Genomic DNA, 19,097 nt, shown 5'->3' on the forward strand with positions numbered 1-19,097 from the left:
CCCCGTTCCTCCAAGCGCGTGAGGTGATGACAATGGAGTTGCACACCACTGCTGGGTCCATTCCCGAGACGAACACGACCGCCTCGTCCGAATGGCCCGTGACCCGACGTTATGCCTGGGTGGTCTTCGCCCTCAGTTTCGGCCTGCTGCTGTCCGACTACATGTCCCGGCAGGTCCTCAACGCCGTCTTCCCCATGCTCAAGAGCGAGTGGCTGCTCACCGACGCCAAGCTCGGTTCGCTCAGCAGCGTTGTCGCTCTCATGGTCGGTCTGCTCACCTTCCCCATGTCGCTGATGGCCGACCGCTGGGGCCGGGTGAAGAGCCTGCTGCTAGCTGCGGCGTTGTGGAGCGCGGCGACCCTCGGCTGCGCGGTCTCCGGGAGCTACGACCAGATGTTCGTCGGCCGGCTCTTCGTCGGCATCGGCGAGGCGGCGTACGGAAGCGTCGGCATCGCCGTCGTCCTGAGCATCTTCCCGATCGGGCTGCGCGCCACCCTCTCCGGTGCCTTCATAGCCGGCGGCGCCTTCGGGTCGGTCCTCGGTGTGTCGATCGGCGGCGCAGTGGCCCAACACCTGGGCTGGCGCTGGGCGTTCGGCGTCATGGGCATCTTCGGCCTGGTCCTGGCCGCGGTCTACGGCTTCGTCGTCACCGAGAAGAAGCTGGCTCCTGGGGCCGGTGCCACCGACGCCGAGCCCGAACCCGGACCACGCGGCCGGCTGCGCATGCTGCTGCCCCGGCTGTTCTCCTCGGTCTCGGTGATCAGCGCGTACGTCGGCAGTGGTCTCCAGCTCTTCATCGCCGCCTCCCTCATGGCCTGGCTGCCCAGCTTCTTCAACCGCTACTACCACATGCCCACCGCCAAGGCGGGCGCGACTGCCGGGATCTTCATCCTCGTCATCGGCATCGGCATGATCGGCGGCGGCATCGTCTCCGACCGCCTCTGCCGGGCGTTCCCCATCCGCAAATGGGCCGTCGCCATCGCGTGCAGCCTCGGCTCCCTCGTCCTGCTCATGACCGCGTTCCGGCTGCCGACCGGCCCCCTCCAGCTGGCCGTGCTGGCGGCCGGGGCCGTGCTGTCGGCCGGCACGGCCGGTCCCGCGACCGCCATGGTGGCCAACCTGACCCCAGCGTCCATCTCCGCGACGGCCTTCGCCACCCTGACGCTCGCCAACAGCCTGCTCGGGCTGGCTCCCGGGCCCGCCGTGACCGGCGCGCTCGCCGACCACATGGGGCTCCTCGGCGCCCTGCGGATCATCCCGCTCGCGGCGGTCGCCGCCACGGTCGCCTTCCTGATCGGCCGCCACTTCTACGAGCGTGATCTGAGCCGTCTGACGAGCGCCCCCGTCCCGGCGGCAGAGCCGGAGGACGCGGTGGTGACCGCATGAGCGCCACCACCGATCCGGTGATCGTGATCGTCCCCGGACTGCGCGATCATGTCGCGGAGCACTGGCAGACCCTCCTGGCGGACCGGCTGGCCGAGGCCGGGCGGACCGTCCGCACGGTCCCGCCGCTCACCGAGGACGCCCTGAGCCGCGAGGCCCGCGTGGCGGCGCTCGACAAGGTGGTCTCGGAGATCGAGGGCCCCGTCGTCCTCGTCGCGCACAGCGCCGGTGTGATCACCACGGTCCACTGGGCCCAGGGAAGCACGGCACAGGTGCGCGGTGCGCTGCTCGCGACACCGCCGGACTTCGAGACCCCGTTGCCCGAGGGCTATCCGGCCCCCGAGGTGCTCGGCGAGAACGGCTGGACACCGGTGCCCCGGAAGCCGCTGCCCTTCCCCAGCGTCGTCGCGGTCAGCTCGAACGACCCTCTGGGCACAGTCGAGCGGGTCACTGAACTGGCCCGCGACTGGGGCGGCCGGCTGGTGGACCTCGGTGAGGTCGGCCATCTCAACCCCGCGTCCGGCTACGGCCCTTGGCCGCACGCGGAGGAGCTGCTCCGCGAAATAGAAGAAACCGGCTGAACGCCGCGTCCAGCCCAGAAAGGCAACCGTTGGCTTCCTCCCCCGCCTAAGGGCGGGGGATTCCAGCGGTCGCCCGCTGGAGTTCCTGCTTCATCGACGACTGCCCCGTCCGGGACGACTCCCGTTGAGGTCTTACACCGTCTCCACAGGCAGCCACGGCCAGCCCGGCCGCGAGAACGTTCTTCGCCGCGTTCACGTCGCGGTCATGCACCGTGCCGCACTCGCACGTCCACTCACGGACGTTCAGCGGCAGCTTCGCTCGGATCGTGCCGCAGTTCCCGCACAGCTTGCTGGAGGGGAACCAGCGGTCGATCACGACGAGTTCACGCCCGTTTGGTTCTCACGGACGAGACGAGTCGAGAGCTTGTGCAGGAAGTCCCGGCGCCGGTCGGCGATCCGGGCATGGACCTTGGCCACCTTGCGCCGCGCCTTGGCCCGGTTCGTCCCTTCACCAGGGGCCTTGCGGGACAGCTCCCGCTGGGCCTTGGCGAGGCGGGAGCGGTCACGGCGTTCGTGCCCGGGGTTGGTGATCTTCTCCCCGGTGGACAGGGTCACCAGCGAGGTGATCCCCGCGTCGAGGCCGACCGTCCTGGTGGTGACCGGTGCGGGGGCGATGGTGTCGTCGCAGAGCAGCGACACGAACCAGCGCCCGGCCGCGTCTTGGGACACGGTCACCGTGGACGGCTGCGCACGTTCGCGGAGGGGCCTGGACCACACGATGTCCAGCGGCTCGCGCATCTTGGCGAGCGTGAGCCGACCGTCGCGGTAGCGGAACGCCGAACTGGTGTACTCGGCACAGCGGCGGGACATCTTGCGCGACTTGAACCGCGGGTACTTCGCCCGGCCCTCGAAGAAACTCGTGAACGCCGCTTGAAGGTGCCGCAGGCACTGCTGCAGGGGCACCGAGGACACCTCGGACAGGTAGGCGAACTCCTCGGTCTTCTTCCACGCGGTGAGCAGCGCCGAGGTCGCGTTGTAGTTGACCCTCTCCTGCCGCTGGTACCACGCGAAGCTACGGGCCTGGAGAGCCAGGTTGTAGACCTTGCGCACGCATCCGAACGTGCGCGACAACTCAGCCGCCTGCACATCGTCCGGGTAGAAGCGGAACTTGAACGCCCGCTTCACGTGAGTGGTCATGACTCACAAACCATCACGACAGATTGTGACCATCTGCTGACTGTGGGTGGTAAACGGCGATCCGCCCTGGCGGCGAGTCGTCCTGCCCTTCCCTGCTCCGCAAGCGTTCGTTTCTCCCCCGCAAGCGGGAGGTACCCCCACCCCGGCCTGAAGTCCGGGGCATCCACGAAGGAAGACCGATGAACACAGACACCGACCTGCTGTGGTCCCCCAGCCGCCGTGAGTTGGAGGACTCCAACGTCGCGAGCTTCATGGACTGGGTGAGCGAAGTACGGGGACTCGACTTCTCCGACTACGCCGAGCTGTGGCGGTGGAGCTCCACCGACCTCGCTGGATTCTGGTCGGCGGTGTGGGAGTTCTACGGGCTGGACGCGGTCACCGATTACGACAAGGTGCTCGGCGAGGCGTCGATGCCGGGAGCCGACTGGTTTCCCGGTGCCCGGCTGAACTTCGCCGAACGCTGCTTCGCCCAGGCCACGGACGCCCGCCCCGCGCTCGTCTGCCTGACCGAGGGCGGCACTCCCGAGGACATCTCCTGGCACGAGCTGCGCCGGCAGGTCACCGACGTCGCGGCCGCCCTGCGCCGCATGGGCGTGCAGCCCGGCGACTGTGTGGCCGGCTACCTCCCCAACCTCCGCCAGACCGTCGTGGCGCTGCTGGCCACGGCCGCCGTCGGCGCCGTGTGGACGGCCTGCTCCCCCGACTTCGGCACGCCCAGCGTGCTCGCCCGGCTCCGCCAGGCACAGCCGACGGTCCTCGTGGCCGCGGACGGATACCGCTACGGCGGCAAGACCTACGACAAACGCCCGGAGGTCGCCGAACTCGTGGACGGCCTGCCCACAGTCCGCCACATCCTCGCGGTCGACAGCCTCTTCCCGGCCCCGTCCGAACCGTGGTCGGGGCAATCCGACATCGAACAGCACGCCTGGTCCGCGCTCCCGGCGGCGGCTGAGGAGCTGGAGTTCGCCGACGTTCCCTTCGACCACCCGTTGTGGATCCTGTGGTCGTCGGGGACCACGGGGATACCGAAGGGCATCGTCCAGGGGCACGGCGGCATCGTGGTCGAACTGCTCAAGGCGCTCGGACTGGGCGTCGATCTGCGCGCCGACGACCGCTATCTCTTTCTCACCTCCACCAGCTGGATGGTGTGGAACTTCCTGGTCGGCGGGCTGCTCCATGGCAGCACCGTCATCCTGTACGACGGCAGCCCGACCTTTCCCGACATCGACGGCGCCTGGCGGATCGCCGAGTGGACCGGCGCGACCGTGGTCGGTCTGGGCGCCGCGTATCTCACCGCCGGGGAGAAGGCCGACTCGCGTCCCGCGGACATGTTCGGACTCGGCAAGCTGCGGACCGTCCTGCAGACCGGGTCGACCCTGCCGCCCAGCACCTGGCGCTGGGTCCACGACCGCCTGACGCCCGGAGTTCGGCTCCAGTCCATCTGCGGCGGTACGGACGTCTGCTCGGTCCTCGCGGGAAGCACCCCCCTGCTGCCCGTCCGAGTGGGCCGCATCCAGGCCCCCGCACTCGGCGTCGCCCTGGCCTCCTGGGACGCTCAGGGACACCCTCTGACGGGCGAACAGGGCGAGTTGGTGGTGACCGCGCCACTGCCGTCCATGCCGCTCCGCTTCGTCGGCGACCCCGACGGCGCCCGCTACCGGGCCAGTTACTTCGACACCTACCCCGGAATCTGGCGGCACGGTGACTGGGTCACGATCGACACCGACCTGTCGGTCGTCGTCGCGGGCCGCTCCGACTCCACCCTGAACCGCTCGGGTGTCCGCATGGGCTCCGCCGACATCTACGCCGTCGTCGACCAGCTCCCGGAGATCGCCGACAGTCTTGTCCTCGGGGTGGAACAGCCCGACGGCGACTACTTCATGCCGCTGTTCGTCGTGCCCGCCGAGGGCACCACGCTCGACGACGGCCTGCGCCGGCGGATCGCCACGGCCATCAGGAGCCGGCTGTCCCCGCGCCATGTGCCCGACGTGATCGTGCCGGTCCCCGCCGTCCCGCGCACCCTCACCGGCAAGAAGCTCGAAGTCCCGGTCAAGCGCATTCTCCAGGGCGCCCGCAGCTCCGAGGTCAGCAGCGAAGGATCCATCACCCACCCCGAAATGCTGGCGTGGTTCGCGGACTTCGCGACGCGCACGGCGGCGTCACGGCCTTCGGCCGCCGGGTGAATCCCGTCCGCCGACCGCACGCCACCGGATCTTCCTCCGCGCCCGCGATCCATGGTCATCGACCGCACAACAGTGATCAATAGAGCCTGCGTCGGCGTACATTTCGATGCTCCTTCCGCCAGTCCCGAAACAACTCGGCTGCCCGCCGCGGACGGTCCGTAGGGTCCTGGTCACTGACCGGGCGGGAACTCCTCCGCCCGCGCGGTGACCAGGAGGAGACATCGGTATGGCAAATGTGGAGATCTCCCTCAAGGAGACCATGACGTCCATCGAGGGTGCGATGGGCGTCGCCCTCGTCGACTACACGAGCGGCATGGCACTGGGCACGCTGGGGGGCAGCAAGGAACTCAACCTGTCTGTCGCGGCGGCGGGCAACACCGACGTGATCCGGGCCAAGGTGCGCACCATGGAGCACCTCGGCCTCAAGAGCAAGATCGAAGACGTACTGATCACGCTCGCGGACCAGTACCACCTCCTCCGGCCCCTCAAGAGCCGTGACGGCAACGGGCTGTTCCTGTACCTGGTGCTCAACAAGGCGACCTCCAACCTGGCCATGGCGCGTCACCAACTCGCACGCATCGAGGCCGAACTCGAGGTGTAGACAGCCACCTTCTCCGCGCCTCCGCATGCCCACGACTTGAAGACTTCTTCATTTAGGTACATCCAGATCAAGTCAATCCCGTGGGCGTGCGGAGGTGGAGCCGCGAGGATCGGTCCTTACGGCACGGCTCGCGGCGGACGCGCAGACAGCCACCGCACCAGCCGGAGAAACAGCCCGTCCCAGGCGGCAGGGAGCGAACGATTTGACCAGGCAGGTCCCCCTCTACCAGGCCAAGGCCGAGTTCTTCCGCATGCTCGGACACCCTGTGCGCATCCGGGTCCTGGAACTGCTGCAGAGCGGTCCCGTCTCCGTGCGCGACCTGCTCAGCGAGATCGAGATCGAACCGTCCAACCTCTCGCAGCAACTGGCCGTACTGCGCCGCTCGGGAATCGTGGTGTCCATCCGCGAGGGTTCCACCGTCAGTTACGCGCTGGCCGGCGGCGATGTCGCCGAACTCCTGCGCGCCGCTCGCCGCATCCTCACCGAACTGCTCTCCGGGCAGACCGAGTTGCTGGCCGAACTGCGCCAGGCCGACCTCGGCACGGGCCTGCCTCCCGGCCCGCGCGAACCGGACCTCGTCGTCACCCGGTCCGCCTGCCCCTCACCCGCCGTCCGGGGACACTGACACCCGGAACGACCACCGGGTCGCCCGTCAGGCCCAGCCCTTGCGCGCGGCGTGCCAGCCGAGCTGGATGCGGCTCTCCGCGCCGGCCCGCGCCATGAGTTCACCGATGCGCCGCTGCACCGTGCGGCGGGAGACACCGAGGCGCGCGCCGACCGCCTGGTCGGTGAGTCCCGCGAGGACCAGGGCGAGCATCCTGGAGTCGAACTCGTCTATGGCGTCCGGGCGTTGCTCGGCGACGCCGTCGCCCGTCGTGTGGGGCGACAGCGGATACGCCTGCTCCCAGGCCAGTTCGAAATAGGCGACCAGTGCGTCCAGCAGCCCTCCGGCGTGCACCAGCACCGAGGCGGCCGCGGTGTTGCGGCCGCTGAACAGGGGAAGCATCGCCAGTTCGTGGTCCGCGATCATGAGTTTGACCGGCACGGCGTCGGCGACCCTGACCTGCTGTCCGGCTTCCAGCGCGGCGAGGGCCTGGGCAACCGCTCCGGGCTCGGTCAGCGCCTCCCGGTGCAGGATCGTCCGGTAGAGCACGCCACGGCGGACTCCAGCCCCCTCCGCGGCGTTGTCATCGCGAGGCACAACGGTCTGTTCGGGCACCATCATCGACCGCACCTGTTGCCGGGCGGACTCCTGGAGCTGTCTGAACCGGTGGCGAACCGCGTCGATGTCGCTGATCACCTCCACCGCGCCGCCCTCGGCGCCCGTGCGGTGCTGCTCCGCGAGGGTGAGCACCGCGTGCTCCGCCGCGCTCAACTCGTCGCGGCGCCGCCGCAGTTCCCCACCCAGTGCCACCGCGGGGGGTGCCGCGAGAAACATGGTGACCGTGTCCTCGCTCGCCTGGCGCACGACGAGACCGCGCCCGGCCAGATCGGTGAGGACTTCACGCACCTCGGACTCGGGGCGGTCCCCGTCGGCGGCCAGTTCATGTACGGCGGCCCGTCCCCGGGCCACCAGGAGGCGGTAGATCTCCTCCTCGGCCGGGCCGAGACCGAGCGCGGCGAGCATGGGCCACTCCTTGACGTCGCAGGTGACGCCGGGCGGGCCCGGGGCTGTGGAAACCCGGGCCCGCCCGATCTCACGGGTACGCCAAGGTCTACTTCAAGCCGTAGGCCCGTGTCACCTCCTGTGTGACGCTGTTGCCCGCATCGTCCCAAGTGCGGGCCTTAAGAGACACGAATCCGCTGTGCGGGGCATCGAATCGGGCGGTCCAGTGGCCCGTGGCTGTACGGTCCAGACGCACCGGACGCCAGTGGTGGCCGTCGTCGTAGGAGACGGCGAGCGTCGCGCCCGCCACCCGTCCGGCGCCCGCCGCGTCGGGCAGGTTCGACCCGGTCAGGCCGAGGGTCTGCCGGCCGCCGCGCGCGTCGCCCGCGAGGTCGGTGGCGACGTCGTAGTCCAGCTGCATCAGCGCCATCCGGTCGATCTCCATCGGATCGGTCACCGGCGCCGATCGCACCTTCCACACGGTGTGCGTGCGGGGCGACAACCGGTAGGCGCTCGCGTCGCGTTCGGCGCGCAGGTCCAGGGTGTACGTGCTGGGCACGGTCGGTACGGGATACAGCGTCGCCGACGCCCAGGCCGAGGTCTTCACCAGCTCACCGTCCTGGTAGACCTTGAAGGTGAGGCTGTTGCCGTCGTCCTGCATGTAGCCGCCGTGGTCCGCTCCGCTGTCCGTCCAGGGCTGGACGTTGAAGGACAAGAAGCTCTGCTGCCGCTCCGACCACCAGAAGCCGCTGCCGTTGCGCGGATGGGCGATCGGGGCGAACCAGTCGCTGGAGACCTTCTTGCCGGCCTTGTAGGTGATCATGCCGCCGCGGGACTCCAGAGCCAGGTTCGGCCCGGTGATCGAGTCCTCGGCCCACGAGGTGCCCGGCTGCGCCGACAGGTAGTCCGTGCGCGTCGCGGGCATGTCCGTACGCAGCGGGAATCCGACGGCGTAGGTGCGGTAGGGCCGGTAGTCCCAACGGTATTCGCCGCTGGGGTACTTGGTGGTGCCGTGGAAGCGCATGTCCACGACGGCCAGTTCGGAGGCGCGCGGCCGGTAGGTCAGATCCGTGTCGGGGATCCGGCCCGGGTGCGGGTCGACGAGGTCGTACACGTACGGCGAGTTGGGTGCTCCCTCGACGTTCAGGCGCAGGGAGCCGCGCTGAGCCTGCTTGATGAGCGGGGCGCCTTCGCGTGCGGTCAGCGAGGCGACCGGGACGGCGCTGTAGCCGCCCTCGTCGGTACCGACCCATTCGAGGAGCTTGCCGGGTTCGTCGTCGAGGACGAGCAGGAGTCCGGCCCCGGCGTCCGCCGCCGCCTGGGCACGCTGCGTACCGGAGACGGCGTCGGAACGGGTCACCAGCACCGCCTTGCCCTTGGCGCGCAGCCCCGCGTATTCGGCGGGGGTGCCGGTTCCGGCGTACACCGCGTCCAACCGCTTGCGGCCGTCGTAGAAGGCGGATCCGGCCTGCCCGAGGGGGGTGAGTGCCTTGCCGTCGTGACTCAGCGAGAGCAGCGGGTAGGCCTTGCGCCAGCGTGTCTCGTACTCGAAGGTGCCCTGGGTCACCTTCCGGGTGGGCAGCACGAACATGCTGTCGTACGTGGGCGGCAGCAGGTACTCGGAGTCCACGGTGCTGACTCCGCCGTCGGAGCGGTACCAGTTCATGTAGAGCATCCGGTCCTCGGTCCTTTGCGGCACCACCGCCGTGACCTCGCGGGTCCTGCTCCCGTCGAGAACCACCGTCCGGTCCCGGTCGAGGACGATCTCCGGATCACCGAGCAGCGCCATGCCGAGCGAGTCGGGGCCGTGGCTGCCGGCGACATCGAGGTAGCTGAGGGCGCTGTAGGTGCCCGCCTGGAGTCTCACGGTCGCGCTGCCGGTCTCACCCACGGGCACGATCTGCGGGTCGGCGTCACTGCCGAAGCGCTGCAACTGGACGTATCCGGAAGCGGGTTGGCCGGAGCGGTCCTTGAGGGTGACGTCGAGCGAGTAGCGCTCCTCCTCCCGGTAGAGCCCGACCTGGGTGCGGGCGCGCACATCGCCCGACGCGTCGCTCGCGGACACCTGCCCGAGGTAACGGCGGCCGTTCGCGCCGAGGTTCGGCCGCGCGGTGGCCATGACGGAGGCGGTGCCGTGCGCGGGGACGGTCACGGAGTCGGCGGAGAGGGAGAACATCCCCGCGGGCGCCGGGCTTCCGGCGCCCGCGCCCGGGTCGACGTCGTAGGGGCCGCCGGCCACGGACGCGGCGAGGGCGAGTTTCAGGGTGACGGCGCTGTCACCGGTGTTGCGGTAGGTGAGCGTGCGGTCGACGGTCGCCGGGCCGCTGTGCGGCCAGGCGTCGAAGCCGAAGTACGCCGAACCGGTGGCGGTCACGGTCGCGTCGACGGAGGCCGCCACATCGGCCCGGCCCGCGCCGACCTGATAGGCGCTCAGGCCGGGGAGCTCCTTCGCCGTGCTCATCAGCGCGTCCTTGAGCTGCGGGGCGGTCCACTCCGGGTGTTCCTCGGCGAGGATCGCGGCCGCTCCGGCGACGTGCGGCGTGGCCATCGATGTGCCGCTCATCGTCTGGTACCAGCCGGTCTCGGCGCTGCCCCCGGCCTTGGCGGCGAGGATGTCCACGCCGGGTGCGGCGATGTCAGGCTTGAGGGCGTAGTCGCCGTAGCGCGGGCCCGTGCTGGAGAAGTACGCGAGCTGGTCGTCGGAGTCCACCGCGGCCACGGTCAGCGCGTCGTCGGCGGCGCCCGGGGCGCTCATGGACGCTTCCGTGCCGGTGTTGCCCGCGGCGACGACGAACAAGGCGCCGCTCTTCTCGCTGAGCCGGTCCAGGGCCTCACTCATCGGGTCGGTGCCGTCAGTGGGCTCGGAGCCGCCGAGGCTCATGCTCACCACCTTGGCCCCCTGGTCGACGGCCCATTCCATGCCGGCGATGACCCAGGAGTCGTCTCCGTAGCCCTCATTGGCGAGGACCTTGCCGATCAGCAGGTCGGCGCCGGGCGCCACCCCCTTCTCGGCTCCGTCGGAGGCGGCTCCGCTGCCGCCCACGGTGGAAGCGGTGTGGGTGCCGTGTCCGTGCCCGTCCTCGGCGGATTCGCCGGGTACGAAGCTGACCGCGCTGCTGATCCGGCCGGCCAGATCCGGGTGATGGCTGTCGGCACCGGTGTCGAGCACGGCGACCTTGACGCCCTTGCCGTCGAGACCGGCCTTCCAGGCGGCCGGCGCGCCGATCTGGGCGGTGCTGTCCTTCAAGGTGGCCTCGACCCTGCCGTCCAGCCAGATCTTGGACAGGCCGCCCTTCAGTGAGGGCCGCTGTGCGGGGGTGCCGGTGGCGACCGATCTCCACAGCTTCCTGGCCTGCTTCTTGGACGCCCGGACGGAGGTGCCGTTGACGCTCTTCAGCGACCGCACCTTGGTGGTGCCGGTGGGCGTCGCCGCCACCTTGTCGCGATAGCCGAGGATCAGCGGGAGTCCTGAGCTGTGCTGGTCGTCGTAGCCCTGCTCGATGAGGGCGGTGACATCGAAGAGGCGCCGGTCGAGACGGTTCGCGGCCAGATAGGGCAACGCCTCGTCCGGGTAGACGTAGAGGTCCTTGCCGACCGTCTCGGTGCGTACGCCGCCGGTGGCGCCGCGCGGCCGTCGTACGTCGACGGAGTGCTTGCCTCCGCCGAGGTCCATCACCTTGACCACGTCTCCGGTGATCAGCGTGACGGTGCGGTCGGCGCCCGTTCGGGACGGGGCGGCGGAAGCCGTGGGCGCGCTGTTCGCGGCGCCCGCCTGCCCGGTGAGCGTGGTGAGAACGGCGGCGACGGCCGCCGTTGCCGCGAGGGCCCGCCTGCCTCGTGGGCGGCGCGGTATGAGGGGAATCATGGCTAGGTCCTACCGGTCCGCGTCGGTCCGGGGGAACGCCTGGCGGCTGGCACCAAAGCGCCACGTCTCACATGTGCCAACGGGACCGTGCCGGGGCGAGAGGGGCGGCGGGAGAGTCGGCGGGAGGGCATTGTCAGTGGTGGCAGGCAGGATGACGGGTATGACAACACCAGTCGCAGTGATCGTGGATGCCGTCGCCTACGCGCAGGCGGTCGAGGACGCGTTGAAGGCATCGGCCGCCTATTACGAGGGCGGCACGTCCGTGCTGGACGACGACGCGTACGACCGGCTCGTGCGCGGCATCGCCGCGTGGGAGGCCGAGCATCCCGATCAGGTGCTGCCCGACTCGCCGACCGGGAAGGTCGCGGGCGGCGCCGTCGAGGGAGATGTCCCGCACACGGTGGCGATGCTGAGCCTGGACAATGTGTTCTCGCCCGAGGAGTTCACCGCCTGGACGGTGTCGGTGGCCCGTCGGATCGGTCACGAGGTGGAGCACTTCAGCGTCGAGCCGAAGCTCGACGGTCTGGCCATCGCCGCGCGCTACAGCGAGGGCAGGCTGACGCAGTTGGTCACGCGCGGGGACGGGACGGCCGGTGAGGACGTCTCGCACGCGATCGGAACGATCGAGGGCCTCCCCGGCGAACTCACGGAGCCCCTCACGCTGGAGGCGCGCGGCGAAGTCCTCATGACGACGGCCCAGTTCGAGCACGCCAACGAGGTGCGCACCGCGCACGGCGGTCAGCCGTTCGCGAACCCGCGCAACGCCGCGGCGGGCACCCTGCGCGCCAAGGAGCGTGCCTACACCGTTCCGATGACCTTCTTCGGCTACGGCCTTCTCCCGGTGTCCGGCACCGAGGCCGAGGAGGCCGCCCGGCTGGGCGAACTCGCGCACAGCGAACTCATGGCACGGTCCGCCGAGTTGGGCGTGAACACCACCGCCGGCACCGCCGTCCCCGGCATCACGGCGGCCACCGCCGAGCAGGTCCTCGCCCGTGTCCAGGAGATCGGGGCACTGCGCGCCGAGTTGCCGTTCGGGATCGACGGGATCGTCGTCAAGGCCGACCTGGCCGCCGACCAGCGGGCCGCCGGATCCGGTACCCGCGCGCCGCGCTGGGCGATCGCCTACAAGCTCCCGGCCGTCGAGAAGATCACCCGGCTGCTGGCGGTGGAGTGGAACGTCGGCCGCACGGGCATCATCGCCCCGCGCGCCGTGCTGGAGCCGGTCGAGATCGACGGCTCGACCATCACGTACGCCACTCTCCACAACCCGGCGGACATCACGCGTCGCGATCTGCGGCTGGGCGACCATGTGATGGTGCACCGCGCAGGAGACGTCATCCCCCGGATCGAAGCGCCCGTGGCCCACCTGCGCACCGGCGAGGAACAGCCCATCGTCTTCCCCGAGACGTGCCCGAACTGCGGATCCGCCATCGACACCAGCGAGCAGCGCTGGCGTTGCGAGCAGGGCCGCAACTGCCATCTGGTCGCCGCGCTCTCGTACGCCGCCGGCCGCGACCAGCTCGACATCGAGGGCCTCGGCCATACGCGGGTCGTCCAGGTCGTCGAGGCCGGTCTGGCCGCCGATCTCGCCGATCTGTTCAGCCTGACCCGCGATCAGCTCCTCGGCCTGGAGCGCATGGGCGAGACCAGCACCGACAACCTCCTCGCGGCGATCGAGGCGGCCAAGGGCCAGCCGCTGTCGCGAGTGCTGTGCGCACTCGGAGTCCGCGGCACCGGCCGTTCCATGTCGCGGCGCATCGCCCGGTACTTCGCGACCATGGAGCTGGTGCGCGCGGCGGATGCGGAAACGATGCAGCGGGTCGACGGCATCGGCACCGAGAAGGCCCCCTCGATCGTCGCCGAGCTGGCCGAACTCGCCCCGCTCATCGACAAGCTCGTCGCCGCCGGGGTCAACATGACCGAGCCCGGCGCCACCCCGCCCGCTCCGGCCGGTGAGGACGACCCGGCCGCGGAGGGCGACGAAGCCGCGGGCGGGCCGCTGGCCGGGATGACGGTGGTGGTCACCGGTGCGATGACCGGTGCGCTGGAGCAGCTCAGCCGCAACCAGATGAACGAGCTCATCGAGCGGGCCGGCGGGCGTTCCTCCTCCAGCGTGTCGAAGAAGACCACCCTGGTCGTCGCAGGAGAGGGCGCGGGATCCAAGCGCGCCAAGGCGGAGACCCTCGGGATCAGACTCGCGGCACCGGAGGAGTTCGCCACGCTGGTCGCCGACTACCTCACCTGATCGCTCTGGCCGCGGGGTCGGCCGATCCGCCGGGCCAGTACCTGGCCGGGCCAGGTCCCGGACAGGAAGGGGTCGGTGGGGGTGAATCCCTGGCGCTCGTAGAACGCGACCAGTTCGCCCCCGCCGCCCGCCCAGCAGTCGACCCGTAGCAACTCGACGCCGGCCCGCCGGGTCTCCTCGGCGGCGTGGGCCAGGAGCGCCGCCCCGATGCCCCGGCCGGCGTACCGCCGGTCGGACACCAGCAGCCGGACGTACCGCTCGGGTTCCCCGGCGGGCTCGATCGGCATCTGCGGGCTGGGCCCGGAGTCGAGCACCATGGCTCCGACTGGTACTCCGTCCGACTCCGCGATGTAGGGGGCGTTCTCGGTCGTGTACCGATGGACGCGCTCCGCCCCGCCAGACGTCTGCGAGTACGGAGTCGTGCCCCACTGCTCGGTGTTGCCGCGGCTGTTCATCCAGACCACCGCCGCGTCGAGCATGTCCAGGATGGCCTGCGCGTCGGCCGGGCCGCCCGGCCTGATCCGTATCTCCTGCGTGATGCCCTGTGTCGTGCCCTGTGTGGTGTCGTTCACGGCGGAAAGCTTAGGCATCACCGTGCGAGCCGCCCCAGGGCCGGGCGCCGCCGGACGGATCACGGACGAGTCCGTCGCCCGCCGGACGGGATCCAGACGGGATCCGGGCAGACCCTAGGCACACGAAGGGCACAGCCCCCGGTAGGTGACCTCGACGGCGGCCACCGTGAAACCGAATCGTTCCGTCGCCGGAAGGTCGGCCAGCGGGTTGCCGGTCGGATGGACGTCACGGACGGTGCCGCAGGTGGAGCACACCAGGTGCTGGTGCGGGTGGTGGGCGTTGGGGTCGTAGCGCTTGGCGCGGCCGTCGGTGGAGACCTCGATGACCTCGCCGAGGGAGACCAGCTCCCCCAGGGCGTTGTAGACGGTCGCCCGGGAGATCTCGGGCAGCCGCTCCGCCGCACGGGCGTGCACCTCGTCGGCTGTGAGGTGCACATGCTCGCCGTCGAGGACCTCCGCAACGACACGCCGCTGGGAGGTCATCCGCCAGCCACGCCCTCGCAGTCGCTCCAGCAGGTCACTCATATCGGTTCACCTTTTCAGGATCAGTGGGAACCCGCAGTTTATCGGTGTGCATCCTGGGTCCGATCGGATACGCGTTTGGCGTCCTTCTTGACTTGGACTCTGTCCATTGTAGGATCGGTTTTGGCACTGGCCAAGGGACAGGAAGACTTCAGTACGGGCAGGAGAGACAGAGATGTCGGGACCACCGCCGTGGAACTTCGCGGCGCCGGCCTGCGTGTGACGGCCGCCCATGACACGCTGCTCGGGACCCTCCCGGAGCCCTGGGCCACCTCGGCGACGACGCGATCGCTGCCGAGGCGTGCCGACCCGGCGCCGTATCTCCCTCCACGTCGCACACGGCCCTCCGTCCGCTCACCGTGGCGGGACACGTACCCCGTATCGGACCGGTCCAGCCGATCCGATGCGAGCGGTGTACGACGTCCCCGCCCTCGACTGCGCGGGCGGCTGCGCCCTCTGCCTGTTCCCGTCCGAAGACCACGGCCTCCCCGTCGACTCCGTCGATGGTTCCGGGGCCGGCCGCCGGGGCCCCCGCCCCGGCTGTTCCCCCACCCGCAGTCTCTGAGCACCGAGATCCGCCCCCTCCGGAAGGATTCCCATGTCTGAGAACCACGATGCGATCGTCACCGACGCGAAAACGGAGGCCGGTGGCGGCTGCCCCGTCGCGCACGGACGCGCCCCGCACCCGACCCAGGGCGGCGGAAACCGCCAGTGGTGGCCGGAGCGGCTCAACCTGAAGATCCTTGCCAAGAACCCCGCCGTGGCCAACCCGCTCGGCGAGGGCTTCGACTACGCCGCGGCCTTCGAGTCCCTCGACCTCGCGGCCGTGAAGCAGGACATCGCCGAGGTGCTCACGACCTCGCAGGACTGGTGGCCCGCCGACTTCGGCAACTACGGCCCCTTCATGATCCGCATGGCGTGGCACAGCGCGGGCACCTACCGCATCAGCGACGGCCGCGGCGGTGCCGGTGCCGGGCAGCAGCGCTTCGCCCCCCTCAACAGCTGGCCGGACAACGGCAACCTGGACAAGGCCCGCCGTCTGCTGTGGCCCGTCAAGAAGAAGTACGGCCAGAGCCTCTCCTGGGCCGACCTCATGATCCTCACCGGCAACGTCGCCCTGGAGCAGATGGGCTTCGACACCTTCGGCTTCGCCGGCGGCCGCGAGGACGTGTGGGAGTCCGAGGAGGACGTGTACTGGGGCCCCGAGACCACCTGGCTCGACGACCAGCGCTACACCGGCGACCGTGAGCTGGAGAACCCGCTCGGCGCCGTCCAGATGGGCCTCATCTACGTCAACCCGGAGGGCCCGAACGGCAACCCGGACCCGATCGCCGCGGCCCGCGACATCCGTGAGACCTTCCGCCGGATGGCGATGAACGACGAGGAGACGGTCGCCCTCATCGCGGGCGGCCACACCTTCGGCAAGACCCACGGCGCGGGCCCGGCGGAGAGCGTCGGCGACGACCCCGAGGCCGCCCCGATCGAGGCACAGGGCCTGGGCTGGAAGAGCACCTACGGCACGGGCAAGGGCGCGGACGCCATCACCTCCGGCCTGGAGGTCACCTGGACGACCACGCCCACCCAGTGGAGCAACAGCTTCTTCGACCACCTCTTCGGTTACGAGTGGGAGCTGACCCAGAGCCCCGCGGGCGCCAACCAGTGGAAGCCGAAGGACGGCGCGGGCGAGGGCACCGTCCCGGCCGCCCACGACCCCGCCAAGAAGATCGCCCCCTCGATGCTCACGACCGACCTGTCGCTGCGCCTCGACCCGATCTACGAGCCGATCTCCCGCCGCTTCCACGAGAACCCCGCCGAGTTCGCGGACGCCTTCGCGCGGGCCTGGTACAAGCTGACCCACCGCGACATGGGCCCGAAGTCCCTCTACCTCGGCCCGGAGGTCCCGGAGGAGACCCTGCTGTGGCAGGACCCGCTGCCGGCGGCGGAGGGCGAGGTCATCGGTGCCGGGGACATCACCGCCCTCAAGGCGAAGATCCTCGACTCGGACCTGACGGTCTCGCAGCTGGTCTCCACCGCGTGGGCGTCGGCCTCGACGTTCCGCGGCAGCGACAAGCGCGGCGGGGCCAACGGCGCGCGGATCCGTCTGGAGCCGCAGCGCGGCTGGGAGGCCAACGACCCCGACCAGCTCGCGACGGTGCTGCGCACGCTGGAGGGCATCCAGCGTGACTTCAACGCCGGTGCCAAGAACGTCTCGCTGGCCGACCTGATCGTCCTCGGCGGCGTCGCCGCCGTCGAGAAGGCTGCCCAGGACGCCGGTCACGACGTCCAGGTGCCCTTCACCCCGGGCCGCGTCGACGCGACGGACGAGCACACCGACGCGGAGTCCTTCGCCGCGCTGGAGCCGCGCGCGGACGGCTTCCGCAACTACCTCGGCAAGGGCAACCGGCTGCCGGCCGAGTACCTGCTGCTCGACCGCGCGAACCTGCTGACCCTGAGCGCGCCGGAGCTCACCGTCCTCGTCGGCGGTCTGCGCGCCCTGGGCGCGACCCACCAGGGCTCCTCGCACGGCGTCCTCACCGGGACCCCCGGGACGCTGACGAACGACTTCTTCGTCAACCTGCTCGACCTGGGCACGACGTGGACGCCGACGTCCGAGGACGCGACCACCTTCGAGGGCCGCGACGACGCCACCGGCAAGATCAAGTGGACCGGCACGCGTGCCGACCTCGTCTTCGGCTCGAACTCCGAGCTGCGCGCGCTCGCGGAGGTCTACGCGAGCGACGACGCTCGGGCGAAGTTCGTGAACGACTTCGTCGCCGCCTGGGACAAGGTCATGAACCTGGACCGGTTCGACCTCGTCTGACGCCCGACGTCCGGGCCGGCCCCGAACGGGCCGGCCCGGACGCCTTCGGCCGGAACGGGCCTTCGGCATGCCCGGCCCGCGGCCCGTCGTCACGCCAGGATCGGCGATCCGGTGGCGGGGCGTTCTAGGCTGGCCGCCATGAGCGCACACTTTGACGTGGTGGTCCTGGGCGCAGGCCCGGGTGGATATGTCGCGGCGATCCGAGCCGCCCAACTCGGACTCAGCACGGCGATCGTCGAGGAGAAGTACTGGGGCGGTGTATGCCTGAACGTGGGATGCATCCCGTCGAAGGCGCTGCTGCGCAACGCGGAGCTCGCCCACATCTTCACCCAGGAGGCCAAGACCTTCGGCATCCAGGTGAACGGTGAGGTGACCTTCGACTACGGCGCCGCCTTCACCCGCAGTCGCAAGGTGGCGGACGGACGCGTCAAGGGCGTCCACTACCTGATGAAGAAGAACAAGATCACCCAGTACACCGGACGCGGCACCTTCCGCGACGACAACACCCTCCAGATCGCCCTGGCCGACGGCGGCGCGGAAACGGTCACCTTCGGCCACTGCATCATCGCCGCCGGCGCCACCACCAAGCTGCTCCCCGGAACCTCACTGAGCGAGCGCGTGGTGACGTACGAGGAGCAGATCCTGTCGGACACGCTCCCGGACAGCATCATCATCGCGGGCGCCGGCGCCATCGGCGTGGAGTTCGCCTACGTGCTCCACAACTACGGCGTCCAGGTCACCCTCGTCGAATTCCTCGACCGGATCGTCCCGTTGGAGGACGAGGAGGTCTCCGCCGAGCTGGCCCGCCGTTACAAGCGACTCGGCATCAATGTGCTGACGTCGACCCGCGTCGAGGCGATCGACGACTCCGGGGACGCGGTCAAGGTCATGGTGACCACGGGCGGCCAGCGGCAGACGCTGGAGGCCGGGAAGGTGCTGCAGGCGATCGGCTTCCAGCCGCGGGTGCAGGGCTACGGCCTGGAGAACACCGGCGTGAAACTCACCGACCGCGGGGCGATCGACATCGACGGCCGCTGCCGTACGAGCGTGCCGCACATCTACGCCATCGGTGATGTGACGGCGAAGCTGATGCTGGCCCACGCGGCCGAGTCGATGGGCATCGTGGCGGCCGAGACGATCGCCGACGCGGAGACGATGGAACTCGACTACGTCATGATCCCGCGGGCGACCTACTGCCAGCCGCAGATCGCCAGCTTCGGCTGGACCGAGGCGCAGGCCCGCGACAGGGGCTTCGACGTCCAGGTGGCGAAGTTCCCGTTCACCGCCAACGGCAAGGCGCACGGCCTCGGTGAGACCGCGGGTTTCGTCAAGATTCTCAGCGACGCGCGCCACGGCGAACTCCTCGGCGCCCATCTGATCGGCCCCGAAGTCACCGAGCTGCTCCCGGAACTGACGCTCGCTCAGCAATGGGATCTGACGGTCCACGAGGTCGCGCGCAATGTGCACGGGCACCCGACCCTCGGCGAGGCGGTCAAGGAGGCCATTCACGGGCTGGCCGGCCACATGATCAACATGTGAGGGGTGAATGCCGTACTCGACGGGACGGGCGCGGTGGGCAGCG

At 70.1% G+C, this 19,097-nt stretch carries 12 protein-coding genes and 1 pseudogene; 8 read left to right on the forward strand and 5 right to left on the reverse strand.

Features of this window, described 5'->3' with window-relative positions; translation table 11 throughout:
* Nucleotides 1-98: 98 nt before the first annotated feature.
* Together ACFYR3_RS16095 and ACFYR3_RS16100 are read left to right on the forward strand one after the other, a co-directional pair.
* Complete coding sequence (locus tag ACFYR3_RS16095; RefSeq protein WP_389283445.1) at nucleotides 99-1,385, forward strand: MFS transporter; 1,287 nt, start codon at nucleotides 99-101, stop codon at nucleotides 1,383-1,385.
* A complete protein-coding gene (locus tag ACFYR3_RS16100; protein ID WP_389283447.1) occupies nucleotides 1,382-1,963 on the forward strand; it encodes an RBBP9/YdeN family alpha/beta hydrolase in 582 nt (193 codons plus the stop codon). The genes ACFYR3_RS16095 and ACFYR3_RS16100 overlap by 4 nt, the downstream gene beginning before the upstream one ends.
* 46 nt (nucleotides 1,964-2,009) lie before the next feature.
* Here the strand turns inward: ACFYR3_RS16100 and ACFYR3_RS16105 are convergent.
* A pseudogene (locus ACFYR3_RS16105) lies at nucleotides 2,010-3,100 on the reverse strand (RNA-guided endonuclease InsQ/TnpB family protein).
* A 179-nt stretch (nucleotides 3,101-3,279) separates the two neighbouring features.
* Between ACFYR3_RS16105 and ACFYR3_RS16110 the strand changes: the two are divergent.
* From ACFYR3_RS16110 to ACFYR3_RS16120, 3 genes are all read left to right on the forward strand, one after another.
* Nucleotides 3,280-5,283, forward strand: a complete 2,004-nt coding sequence (locus tag ACFYR3_RS16110; protein WP_355841915.1) for an acetoacetate--CoA ligase — start codon at nucleotides 3,280-3,282, stop codon at nucleotides 5,281-5,283.
* A gap of 226 nt (nucleotides 5,284-5,509) precedes the next feature.
* Nucleotides 5,510-5,884 carry a hypothetical protein gene (locus tag ACFYR3_RS16115; protein WP_261705830.1) on the forward strand — a complete coding sequence of 125 codons (375 nt, stop codon included), beginning with the start codon at nucleotides 5,510-5,512 and terminating at the stop codon, nucleotides 5,882-5,884.
* A gap of 250 nt (nucleotides 5,885-6,134) precedes the next feature.
* Nucleotides 6,135-6,509 carry an ArsR/SmtB family transcription factor gene (locus ACFYR3_RS16120; RefSeq protein ID WP_389283593.1) on the forward strand — a complete coding sequence of 125 codons (375 nt, stop codon included), beginning with the start codon at nucleotides 6,135-6,137 and terminating at the stop codon, nucleotides 6,507-6,509.
* Nucleotides 6,510-6,536: 27 nt separating this feature from the next.
* On the opposite strand, the gene ACFYR3_RS16125 is transcribed toward ACFYR3_RS16120, so the two are convergent.
* A complete protein-coding gene (locus ACFYR3_RS16125; RefSeq protein WP_355841921.1) occupies nucleotides 6,537-7,511 on the reverse strand; it encodes a helix-turn-helix domain-containing protein in 975 nt (324 codons plus the stop codon).
* 88 nt (nucleotides 7,512-7,599) lie between these two features.
* On the reverse strand, nucleotides 7,600-11,355 hold the full coding sequence (locus tag ACFYR3_RS16130) for a S8 family serine peptidase (protein WP_389283450.1): 3,756 nt from the start codon (nucleotides 11,353-11,355) through the stop codon (nucleotides 7,600-7,602).
* Between the two features lie 160 nt (nucleotides 11,356-11,515).
* Here ACFYR3_RS16130 and ligA point away from each other — a divergent pair, with 160 nt between their 5' ends.
* The gene (gene ligA, locus ACFYR3_RS16135) at nucleotides 11,516-13,600 is read left to right on the forward strand and encodes an NAD-dependent DNA ligase LigA (RefSeq protein WP_389283452.1); all 2,085 of its coding nucleotides are present in this window, start codon (nucleotides 11,516-11,518) and stop codon (nucleotides 13,598-13,600) included.
* Here the strand turns inward: ligA and ACFYR3_RS16140 are convergent.
* Both ACFYR3_RS16140 and ACFYR3_RS16145 read right to left on the reverse strand, forming a co-directional pair.
* A complete protein-coding gene (locus ACFYR3_RS16140) occupies nucleotides 13,588-14,079 on the reverse strand; it encodes a GNAT family N-acetyltransferase (protein ID WP_355842052.1) in 492 nt (163 codons plus the stop codon). The two genes, ligA and ACFYR3_RS16140, sit on opposite strands and share 13 nt — an antisense overlap.
* A gap of 207 nt (nucleotides 14,080-14,286) precedes the next feature.
* The gene (locus ACFYR3_RS16145) at nucleotides 14,287-14,697 is read right to left on the reverse strand and encodes a Fur family transcriptional regulator (protein ID WP_355841930.1); all 411 of its coding nucleotides are present in this window, start codon (nucleotides 14,695-14,697) and stop codon (nucleotides 14,287-14,289) included.
* A 595-nt stretch (nucleotides 14,698-15,292) separates the two neighbouring features.
* Between ACFYR3_RS16145 and katG the strand changes: the two genes are divergently transcribed.
* Both katG and lpdA read left to right on the forward strand, forming a co-directional pair.
* Nucleotides 15,293-17,515, forward strand: coding sequence for a catalase/peroxidase HPI (katG, locus tag ACFYR3_RS16150; RefSeq protein ID WP_355841933.1), 2,223 nt, complete (start codon nucleotides 15,293-15,295; stop codon nucleotides 17,513-17,515).
* 138 nt (nucleotides 17,516-17,653) lie between these two features.
* On the forward strand, nucleotides 17,654-19,054 hold the full coding sequence (gene lpdA / locus ACFYR3_RS16155) for a dihydrolipoyl dehydrogenase (protein ID WP_356781355.1): 1,401 nt from the start codon (nucleotides 17,654-17,656) through the stop codon (nucleotides 19,052-19,054).
* Nucleotides 19,055-19,097: the final 43 nt, after the last annotated feature.

This window comes from Streptomyces sp. NPDC005784 (assembly GCF_042871525.1).
GTDB lineage: Bacteria > Actinomycetota > Actinomycetes > Streptomycetales > Streptomycetaceae > Streptomyces.